Source organism: Paenibacillus sp. J31R109 (assembly GCF_059692055.1).
On the sequence record NZ_JCAUAR010000043.1, the window covers coordinates 1 to 2,646 of the forward strand.

At 44.0% G+C, this 2,646-nt stretch carries 1 protein-coding gene; it reads left to right on the plus strand.

The features are described from left to right. Window positions 1-708: 708 nt before the first annotated feature. Window positions 709-2,502: a group II intron reverse transcriptase/maturase gene (ltrA, locus tag AC58QT_RS35940; RefSeq protein ID WP_497413118.1), complete on the plus strand. Its 1,794-nt coding sequence runs from the start codon at window positions 709-711 to the stop codon at window positions 2,500-2,502. Window positions 2,503-2,646: the final 144 nt, after the last annotated feature.

A 2,646-nucleotide genomic window follows, 5' to 3' on the forward strand; every position in this document is an offset into this window, starting at 1 on the left:
AGTACGACAAGTTCTGCTATAAGCACCAAACAGTGTGAAAAGCAGGAGATTACAGCAGTAATCTTAACTTTACAACCAAGGATGGGAATGACGGAACCATGTATCCTGAAACCATCCCGCCAATACTCCTGCGCGCGTTACGACTAACAGGTCGAGGGGTGCGAAGTTCAGGTAGATTCGGCAGAACGAAGGCTGAAGCCATTCTAATAGAAAAGGTATGCCAACGGATATGTCGCGTGGCTGAAAAACTGAATACGGTGAGAATGTTCGCGCAGAAGCGAACTGACGAACTTCCGAATGTACAGGTCTACAGTTAGAGCATGCGGAAACGTATGTACCATCAAACGATGGGGTGAGTGGCGTAAAGTAAAACTTTCGCCTATGAAATACGCTATGCCGAACAATGGTGGCATCAATCTCACAGGCTTAGAGGAAGCACCTAAGTTCAGAACAGATAGCTAGGCTGTAAGGGACTTGGAAAACAAGGGACGTTGCTACAAGGGCTGTTACCCGAAACGGTTGCAATAAGGCACTTGCCGAAATGAATTTATCCTTGTGAGGGTAGGGGCACGACTGATGAAACTTCTGTAATTGAAGTGGAGGAACAGCCCCAAGTCTAATTGAAAAGAACGATCATTTTCCATACGTGAATTGCACCGATCAGGTAGGAATGTGGGGACATCACTTCATTTTAGGAGGGGTGCCACAGTGCAAACTTTACGAAATTGGGAGTATTACGGCATGACGGAATCCTTTACGGATTTGCACGAAAGATCAGCAAACAAAGAAACCTTCTCACATCTGTATGAGATCATCACTTCCAGAGAAAATATATTGCTGGCTTATCGTACGATGAAGTCCAATAAAGGATCTAAGACACCAGGAACAGATGGATTAACCATCAAAGACATCGAACAACGACCCGAATACGAATTAGTAAGTGAAATCCAAAACAAACTGCAAAACTATCGCCCCAAGAATGTCAGACGGAAGCTCATCGAAAAAGATAACGGTAAGATGAGACCGCTTGGCATCCCTTGCATCCTCGACCGTATCATTCAACAGTGCTTCAAGCAAGTTCTTGAGCCCATAGCCGAAGCCCAATTCTACAAACATAGCTATGGTTTCAGACCCCTTCGATCAGCACACCATGCCATGGCGAGAGTACAGTTCCTCATCAATCAGGCTTCGATGCATTATGTAGTCGACATCGACATATTGGGATTCTTCGACAACGTCAACCATACGTTGCTTTTAAAGCAGCTTTGGAACATGGGCATTCAAGATAGAAAGGTTCTAGCCTGCATCTCTAAAATGCTAAAAGCTGAAATCGAGGGGGAAGGGATACCCTCAAAAGGTGTGCCTCAAGGGGGCTTGCTATCAACATTGCTCTCGAATATTGTACTGAATGACCTAGATCACTGGGTTGCAGGTCAATGGGAACTCTTTCCGCTGACGAAAGCTTTCAAATCAAGATCTGGTGAAAGGTCAGCGAAAATACGGACCAGTCTGAAAGAAGGCTATCTGGTGCGTTACGCCGATGACCTCAAGATCATTTGTCGCGATTGGAAGTCTGCCCAGAGGTGGTATCATGCGGTTGTTCTGTATCTCAAAGACCGTTTGAAACTCGACGTTTCACCAGAGAAATCGCAAATCATCAATCTGCGTAAACGAGAATCGGAATTCCTTGGGTTTACAATTCGAGCGAACAAAAAGGGTCATAAGCGAGTAGCGCATACGGGCATAAAAGCTAGCAAGAGACAGAAAATCAAAAGCGAAGCCAAGAAACACATTCTCAAAATGAGGACTTCGCCAACGGCTCTAAATGCTGCACGGTTCAACAGCTTTGTTTTAGGAATTCACAACTACTTCAATCGGGCAACACATGTAAGTGTTGCGTTCTCACGTCTTGCCTACGATCTGCGAGCTTTCATGTACAATCGTCTCAAACAAATCGGGAAATATGAGCATCCTGCAAACCCACCGCCAACGTACAGTAAATTTTACAGCTTGGGTTACAAGACTTTTAAGATAGCAGATGTTTATTTATATCCTCTAGCCAACGTGAAAACAAAGAATACGATGGGTTTCAGTACAGGACTCTCGCTCTTTACCACAGCAGGCAGAGAACAGATACACAAGAAGCTTCGACCAGATTTACGTCAGGAAATCTACTTACTAACGAAATCTAGTATCCCGAATCAAAGTGTTGAATATATGGACAATCGAATTAGTAGGTACAGCATGAAGATAGGGAAATGCGAAATTACAGGCATGTATCTCTTCGCATCCGATGCTTACTGCCACCACTATATTCCGTTGCACTTAGGTGGAAATGACAAGTTTAATAATTTGCGAATCCTCCACAAAGAGGTAGGGCAACTTATCCTCCAAACACATAAAGAGACGATTGAATTACTCAAGAATAGACTGGGCTTAACGGAATTGATGACGCACCAGATCAACAAATACCGTGAAAAATATGTATTAGAACCAGTTTAACATATCCCAAATCAATGAGTAACGAGGAAGTTATGATTTAGTAAATTCAGTTAGATGGACCGCGGAGTGCTTGGAAACAGGCACGCTCCGTGCGGAGCAGGGGAAAAGCTGGAGATCACTTCAAATGCTTACCTATTGCAAACC